Genomic DNA, 7131 nt, shown 5'->3' on the forward strand with positions numbered 1-7131 from the left:
ATTTCACACGGCGGATCCGGGTGCGACCACGGGCACCTCACAGGATCACGGCACCCGGACCGCCACCAGCCCAGACACCAGGAGCGCACCGCCGTGACCATCACCGCCGAGAACCCCACCCAGACCGCCGACCGGCGCGTCCTGTCCTACTCGCCGCTGCCGACCCCCACCGAGATCCTCGGCGAACTCCCGCTGGGCGCGGCCCGCGAGGCGCTGGTCGAACGCAGCCGCACCGAGATCGCCGACGTACTGGCGGGCCGCGACGACCGACTGATCGTGGTGGTGGGGCCGTGCTCGGTCCACGACACGGACGCCGCGCTCGACTACGCCGGGCGGCTCGCGGCCCTGTCCGCGGAGGTCGCCGAGGATCTCCTGATCGTGATGCGCGTGTACTTCGAGAAGCCGCGGACCACCGTCGGGTGGAAGGGCCTCATCAACGACCCCGCCCTCGACGGCAGTTACGACATCCCGCGCGGCCTGCGCACCGCGCGCGCGCTGCTGCTCGACGTCCTGGACCTGGGCCTGCCGGTGGGGACCGAGTTCCTGGAGCCGACGAGCCCGCAGTACATCGCCGACGCCGTCTCCTGGGGCGCGATCGGGGCCCGCACCACCGAGAGCCAGGTGCACCGCCAGCTGGTGTCGGGCCTGTCGATGCCGGTGGGGTTCAAGAACGGGACCGACGGCGAGGTCCAGGTCGCCGTGGACGGGTGCAGGTCGTCGGCGGCGCGGCACGTGTTCTTCGGGACGGACGCCGAGGGCCGGGCCTCGGTGGTGGAGACCGCGGGCAACTCCGACTGCCACGTGATCCTGCGTGGCGGCACCGGTGGGCCCAATCACGACGCGGAGTCGGTCGCGGCCGCGGTGGCCTCGGTGGCGAAGGTCGGCCTGCCCGGACTGGTGATGGTCGACGCGAGCCACGCCAACTCCGGGAAGTCGCACGAGCGCCAGGCGGAGGTCGTGGCGGAGCTCGCCGACCGGATCGCCGGCGGCGAGCCGGGGATCTCCGGCCTCATGATCGAGAGCTTCCTCGAGCCGGGCGCGCAGTCCGTCGAGGCGGCGGAGTTGGTGTACGGCCGGTCCGTGACCGACGCCTGCATCGGGTGGGACACCACGGCGGAGGGCCTGCGGGGGCTCGCCGCCGCGGTGCGCGACCGCCGCCGCGGCTGAGTCGGGGGAGGCACGGAACGGGGGGTGCCGCGCGGTACTCTTTCCCGCGTGGACGCCTCCTCCCCGCTGTACTCCCTGTACGAGTCGCGACTCCGGTCGTCGCTCGACGGCGCCCGGCTGCCACGGCACATCGCGGTGATGGCGGACGGCAACCGCCGCTGGGCCAAGGAGGCGGGCTTCACCGACGTCGCCCACGGTCACCGCGCCGGGGCGGTGAAGATCGCCGAGATGCTGGGCTGGTGCGACGAGCTGGGGATCGAGGTCGCCACCATCTACCTGCTCAGCACCGAGAACCTCGGCCGGGAGGCAGAGGAGCTCGATGAGCTCCTGCAGATCATCGCCGACGTGGTGGACGAGATCACCGGACCGGGGAAGAACTGGGAGGTCCGGATGGTCGGCAGGCTGGAGGTGCTGCCCGATTGGCTGTCCGGGCGGCTGCGCTCGGCCGAGCGGGCGAGCACCGGCAGGCCGGGCGTCAAGGTCAACGTGGCGGTGGGGTACGGCGGCCGGCAGGAGATCGCCGACGCGGCCCGCGAGCTGGTGGCGCAGCTCATCGCCGAGGGCCGGACCGGGCAGGAGCTGGTCGACGGCATGACGGTGGAGGGGATCGGCGAGCACCTCTACACCTCCGGCCAGCCCGACCCCGACCTGGTGATCCGCACCTCCGGCGAGCAGCGGCTCTCCGGCTTCCTGCTGTGGCAGAGCGCGTACTCGGAGATCTGGTTCACCGAGGCGTACTGGCCCGCGTTCCGTCGCATCGACTTCCTGCGCGCGCTGCGCGACTACGGCGCCCGCAACCGCCGATTCGGGCACTGATGCCGGCGTCCGGGGCCGCCGCGCCGGAGCCGTTCACCGGCCGGGTCACGGTCCGGGCCGTCTGCGTGGTGGACCGGCTTCGGGCCGTGCGCGGCAGGGTCGGGGTGACCGCGATCGACAAGCGGCCCGTCGAGGGCCCGGTCGAGGTCCGGGAGTACGGCCTGCGCGGCGACGTCCAGGCCGACCGGGAGCACCACGGCGGCGTGTGGAAGGCGGTCTACCTGCTGTCCGACGACGACGTCGCGCAGTGGGAGCCGGAGTTCGGTGGGCCGATCCCGCCCGGGTTCTTCGGCGAGAACCTCCGCCTGACCGGCATCGACACCTCGCGGCTGCAGATCGGCACGGTGTTAGAGATGGGCACGGTGTTTGAGATGGGCGCCGGACCGCTGCGGCTGGAGATCACCACGCCCCGGATCCCGTGCGCGACCTTCGCCGACAGGGTCGGTCGGCCCCGGTGGGTCCGCCGCTTCACCGAGGCGGGCCGGCCGGGCGCGTACGCCCGCGTGCTGACCCCGGGCACCGTGCGGGCGGGGGACGAGGTCCGCGTCGCGGAGGTCCCGACGCACGGCGTCACCATCGGGCGGGTGTTCGCGGGGGTCGACGACGACGAGGCCGGCCGTCTGCTCGACGCGTACGCCCTCTCCGATCTCGCACCGAGCCTCGTGCGCAAGCTCGACCCCGCCACCGACATCCGGCCCGCCGACGGGGACTGAGGGACCTACGGCCGGGCGAGGTGGTCCCACACCGTCCCGGCGGTGCGCCACAGCTCGGGTGCCTGCGCGAGACCCACGTCGGGCAGGCGGAACGCGCCGCCGCCGCCCGCGGTGGTGGCGACCAGCGTGACCAGCCCGGCGCGGCGCTGCAGGGGCGAGCGGCGGATGTTCCACCCGAGGATCCCCTCCCGGCGGAGGACGTCGGTGCGCCGCAGCAGCGACCCCTTGCGCAGCGCCACCGCCCCGGCGGTGATCGCGTGACCGAGTCCGCGCGAGTTGTCCAGCCCGGCCCAGATCGCCACGGTCGCGGTCAGCACCGCCGCGACCAGCGGCACCCACCAGAGCCACGCCCAGATCACGGCGGGCACCAGGGCCGCGCCCGTGACCACCACGACGACGGCGATCGCCCGCACGAGCCTGCGCCGTCGAGCGGCGGGGGGATGGGCGTCGAACCCGGTGGGCACTGGCTCGCCGAGCACGGTCCCGGCGACGCGGGACGACACGGCGAGGGGGGAGGCGGGAACGAGGGCGGGGCTCTGCTTGGCCTTGCCCTCCTCGTCCTTGCCGGTGCCGGCGCCCGCGGCCACCACGTCGAGTCGCGCGGCCCCCAGGGTCCGCAGGCCCGGGGGTTGGCGGAGCGTGACGCCGCGCACCCGGCGGCCGTCGAACGTGGTGTGTCGGGCCACCAGCAGGCCGCGGTGCAGTTCGAGTGACCCGTCCCGGTGGTGGTCGAGGCGCAGGTTCCACCAGTTCTCCACGAAGATCGCGACCGAGGCGATGGTGCCCACCAGCAGCGCGAGCAGGAGGACGCCGGCGGCGATCACCGGTATCGGCAGCCCACTGATGCGGTCCCAGACCCAGGCCAGGACCTCGGGGACGGCGCCGAACCAGTCGGCCACCTGGAACACGATGCCGATCCCCGCCAGGCCGAACAGCGGCGTCATGACGCCGGCGGGGGCGTAGCGGACCCAGCCCGGGTCGAGCCGGACCAGCTCGGAGGAGTCGGTGGTGGCCCGTCCGGCGAGCAGGCGCCGCCGCAGGTCCTCGGCAACGTCCCGGTCGAGTGCGCCGAGGGTCATGCGCGAGCCGTCGGTCTCACCGCTGGCCAGGCGGACCGTGGCGACGCCCAGTCGGCGCTGGACCACGTCCGCGGTGATCTCCACGTTGCGTACCCGGCTGGTGGACAGCGTCGACGTGGTGCTGGAGAGGAAGCGGACGCGGCGCTCGACGCGGTGGGGGTCGACGCGGTAGCGGGTGACGGCCAACCGGGCGGCCTCGGAGACGGCGGTCGCGGAGGTGCCGACGAGCGTCCCGCCGATCGTCCAGAGCAGCACCCATCCCACGCCGAGGCCGCCGAGCAGCATGCCGATGGCCACGGGCACCGCCGCGGCGACGAGGGCGCCGGCGGCCACCAGCGTCGTCGCGGGGATCGTCCGCGGGTCCAGCCGAACCCAGCCGGCCCCGGGGTCGGACTCCCGGGGGGCGCTCATGTCGCGTCCCGCTGATCGTCCTCGGCGAGGATCGTGAGGCGGTCGACCATCTCGGCCGCCCGTGCGGCGTCGAGGGCGCTGATCCGGACCGCCCCCTTGGACGAGGCGGTGGTGACGACGACGGTCGCGAGCCCAAACCACCGCTGCAGCGGGCCGCGGGTCTTGTCCACGGTCTGCACCCGGGACAGCGGCGCCGCGCGCCACTCCTCCCAGAACAGTCCACTACGGCTGTAGACGGCCACGTCGGTGGCCTCCCACCGGTGGATCGACCACCGGACGCGCGGGACCGTCACGAGAGCGGCGGCGGTGACAGCCGCCCACGCCGCCGCCGCCGCGAGTGCCCACGGGCCGAGGAACGGGCCCAGGCCGAGGAGGACGGGCAACGGCCAGACCATCCACGCGGCGACCTGGGCCGTCCACCACCGTCGGCAGCGGGGGTCGACGCGGTTGCGCGGGGGCCGCAGCCCCAGGTCCTCGGCCGTGGTCGTCATGAACCCAGCCTAGGCCCGGCTGTGGGAGGCTGGCGGGATGAGTCTCCTGCGGCGATACCGGGCCACCGGCGCGGACCTGCCCTTCGGCGATCCGCTCCCCGCGCACGGGGTGGCCATGGAGGGGTACTTCCTCCGGGTCTCCGACCGCGAGCGCGGGCGCGTGGTGATCGCGCTCATCGGGGTCAACCGGGGACCCGACGGCCACTGGGCCACGCTCGGCCTGGCCTCCGACGAGGTGATCCCGGCGGACGGGGCGGACGGATCCCGCCGGGCGGGGGACGGCTCCACCTCGTCGTCGTCGGGGGTCCTCTCCTCCCTCCGTCTTGCCGCGGCGCCCAGGGGATGGGCCGATCCCGACCGCCTGGGGGCCCGTTCCGGCGACCTGTTCGAGTACCGGCCGGACGGGGTGCGCGTGGACCTGGGGCCGGGGGCGCGACTGCACGTGGAGATCACCGATCCGGTGGGGTGGCCGCGCCGGGCCGTGGGTGGGTCGAGCGTCTTCCAGTCGGTGCCCGCCCTCAACCAGTACTGGCACCCCTGGCTGCTCGGCGGGAAGGCCCGCGGCTGGGCCGAGGTCGACGGTCGGCGTTGGGAGTTCGACGCCGCGGACGTCTACGGCGAGAAGAACTGGGGCGGTGAGGGGTTTCCCGACTCCTGGTGGTGGGGGCAGGCGCAGGCGTTCTCCGAGCCGGACACGTGCGTGGCGTTCGCGGGCGGGCAGGTCCACTCCGGACCGCTGCGGACCGAGGTCACCGCGCTGGTGGTGCGGCTGCCCGGCGGGAGGGTGGTGCGGCTGGGCAACCCCGTGGTCTCGCCGGTTCGCGCTGACGTGGGCGACGACGTGTGGGCCCTCGAGGGGCGGGGCTACGGCTGGCGTATCCGCGTCACCGGGCGCTCGCCGCTGTCCCGGGCGCACGTGCTGCCCGTACCGCTGCCCTCGGAGAAGCGGAACTCGGCCGGCGCGATCGAGCACCTCTCGGGAGAGCTCGAGGTGGAGGTCAGGCGCTACGGGCGGCTGGTCTGGCGCGACCGCAGCTCCCTGGCCGCGCTCGAGCACGGCGGACTCGACCGCGCGGAGGCGGAGCTGCGGCGGCGCGGCGTGCCGGTGGGGGAGACGGGCGCCCCGCCGCGGTAGGGGCGGCCGACGCGCCGTTGACGGTGTGGTGCCGATCACATAGTGTCCTGAAGTGGATTCAATTCGACTACCAGGGAGAGCTATGGCAGACAGCGGCGCAGAGGTGCGGGTCACCTCGGAGATGAAGATCCACGACGACGTCCCGATCGATCGGCTCCGCACATTGGTCGGCGACGTGAGCAGGGGTGCGGCGACGGAGGGTGGGCACATCCGGGGGCACAACTTCTATCTGGACGAGGAGGCGGGGATCCTCTTCGCCCACGAGCACTACCGGGATGCCGGAGCGATGGTCAAACACCTCGCCGAGATGGATCAGGGGACGGTCGCGGCACTGATGTCGTCGGTCGACGTGTTGGATCTCCGGGTCTACGGTCCCGTCAACGCCGAGCTGCGCGACCTGCTCGAGGGGTTCGGCAGGGTTCGGACCTTCGACCACGTCAGCGGCTTCACTCACATCTGAGTCGGCCGGCGGGGGCCGGGTTCCGGGGGGGTTCCCGGGGCCCGGCCCCCGCCGTGTCCGTTGGGGTCCCGCGTCTGGGAGCGGAGACTGACGCGTCAGCTAGAAAGCGCCCGCCACCTGCACGGGAGCGCGACCGGCGACGAATCTGCGCTGAGCTGGGCAAACGTCCACTTGGGTGTGAAAACAATGATTTCCTACTTTTCCGCAGTTATGTCTTGCATCACAGTGTGATTGTGGTTACGGTCTCCCTAAGTGAATTCAGCTCGGCTACCTGGAGGGCATGACATGACCGAAGATCAGCGACGCAAGAACCTGGATCTCGTGCGGGCGTACACGGACGCGCTCAACAAGTGGGACATCGAGACGATGGGCGAGCTGTCCACCGAGGACGTCGTCTTTGAGCTCCCGTTCCGTCCCCCGACCTTCGGCCGCGAGACGGTGGGCCGCGACGCGTACATGGAGGTCCTCGGCCAGGCCCGCGACCACATGATCGACGGCTCGGAGAACCTGCACGACCTCGAGATCGACACCCTGGCCTCGGACCCCGACGTGGTGATCGCCACCTACAAGAGCGACATGCTCCTGCGCAGCGGCACCCGGTACAAGAACGAGTACATCTCCCGCTTCGTCTGCCGTGACGGCAAGATCGCCCGCTTCGTCGAGTACTACGACTCGATCATCCTGTTCTGCGCGCTCGGCGGGACCCTCGTGGAGGCCGGCGAGTCCGAGCTCCTCCCCGAGGGCCTCAAGTCCTGAGCGACATCCCAGACACCCAGCCCCAGCACGGCAATCCGGAGGAGAACACCATGGGTAAGGAACTGCCCGACCCGAACACCGTCGTCGCCGACGCCCCCCAGTG

General features: G+C 72.7%; 8 protein-coding genes. 6 read left to right on the forward strand and 2 right to left on the reverse strand.

Annotated elements, in window-relative coordinates; genetic code table 11:
- Positions 1-93 precede the first annotated feature (93 nt).
- Genes B4M60_RS02440 through B4M60_RS02450 form a run of 3 tightly spaced genes read left to right on the forward strand, consistent with a single transcriptional unit; the run spans position 94 to position 2696 of the window.
- Entirely contained in the window at positions 94-1167 is a 1074-nt protein-coding gene (locus tag B4M60_RS02440; RefSeq protein ID WP_291079955.1) for a 3-deoxy-7-phosphoheptulonate synthase, read from the forward strand.
- A gap of 48 nt (positions 1168-1215) precedes the next feature.
- The gene (locus B4M60_RS02445) at positions 1216-1983 is read left to right on the forward strand and encodes an isoprenyl transferase (protein ID WP_291079957.1); all 768 of its coding nucleotides are present in this window, start codon (positions 1216-1218) and stop codon (positions 1981-1983) included.
- Positions 1983-2696 carry an MOSC domain-containing protein gene (locus tag B4M60_RS02450; protein WP_291079959.1) on the forward strand — a complete coding sequence of 238 codons (714 nt, stop codon included), beginning with the start codon at positions 1983-1985 and terminating at the stop codon, positions 2694-2696. Before B4M60_RS02445 ends, B4M60_RS02450 begins: the two co-directional genes overlap by 1 nt.
- Positions 2697-2701: 5 nt before the next feature.
- Here the strand turns inward: B4M60_RS02450 and B4M60_RS02455 are convergent, their stop codons facing one another.
- Both B4M60_RS02455 and B4M60_RS02460 read right to left on the reverse strand, forming a co-directional pair.
- Complete coding sequence (locus B4M60_RS02455) at positions 2702-4186, reverse strand: PH domain-containing protein (protein ID WP_291079961.1); 1485 nt, start codon at positions 4184-4186, stop codon at positions 2702-2704.
- Positions 4183-4677 carry a PH domain-containing protein gene (locus B4M60_RS02460; protein ID WP_291079963.1) on the reverse strand — a complete coding sequence of 165 codons (495 nt, stop codon included), beginning with the start codon at positions 4675-4677 and terminating at the stop codon, positions 4183-4185. Before B4M60_RS02460 ends, B4M60_RS02455 begins: the two co-directional genes overlap by 4 nt.
- Before the next feature lie 37 nt (positions 4678-4714).
- Between B4M60_RS02460 and B4M60_RS02465 the strand changes: the two genes are divergently transcribed.
- From B4M60_RS02465 to B4M60_RS02475, 3 genes are all read left to right on the forward strand, one after another.
- Positions 4715-5812, forward strand: coding sequence for a tocopherol cyclase family protein (locus tag B4M60_RS02465; protein ID WP_291079964.1), 1098 nt, complete (start codon positions 4715-4717; stop codon positions 5810-5812).
- Positions 5813-5894: 82 nt separating this feature from the next.
- A complete protein-coding gene (locus B4M60_RS02470; RefSeq protein WP_291079965.1) occupies positions 5895-6272 on the forward strand; it encodes a hypothetical protein in 378 nt (125 codons plus the stop codon).
- A gap of 285 nt (positions 6273-6557) precedes the next feature.
- On the forward strand, positions 6558-7028 hold the full coding sequence (locus B4M60_RS02475; RefSeq protein WP_291079967.1) for a nuclear transport factor 2 family protein: 471 nt from the start codon (positions 6558-6560) through the stop codon (positions 7026-7028).
- Positions 7029-7131 lie beyond the last annotated feature (103 nt).

This window comes from Dietzia sp. UBA5065, assembly GCA_002415925.1.
GTDB lineage: Bacteria > Actinomycetota > Actinomycetes > Mycobacteriales > Mycobacteriaceae > Dietzia.

What these genes read in the sequence shown, in the direction of transcription:
- B4M60_RS02450 (WP_291079959.1), top strand. Translation starts at nt 1,983, where the DNA reads ATGCCGGCGTCCGGGGCCGCCGCGCCGGAGCCGTTCACCGGCCGGGTC.
- B4M60_RS02455 (WP_291079961.1), bottom strand. Translation starts at nt 4,186, where the DNA reads ATGAGCGCCCCCCGGGAGTCCGACCCCGGGGCCGGCTGGGTTCGGCTG.
- B4M60_RS02460 (WP_291079963.1), bottom strand. Translation starts at nt 4,677, where the DNA reads ATGACGACCACGGCCGAGGACCTGGGGCTGCGGCCCCCGCGCAACCGC.
- B4M60_RS02465 (WP_291079964.1), top strand. Translation starts at nt 4,715, where the DNA reads ATGAGTCTCCTGCGGCGATACCGGGCCACCGGCGCGGACCTGCCCTTC.
- B4M60_RS02470 (WP_291079965.1), top strand. Translation starts at nt 5,895, where the DNA reads ATGGCAGACAGCGGCGCAGAGGTGCGGGTCACCTCGGAGATGAAGATC.
- B4M60_RS02475 (WP_291079967.1), top strand. Translation starts at nt 6,558, where the DNA reads ATGACCGAAGATCAGCGACGCAAGAACCTGGATCTCGTGCGGGCGTAC.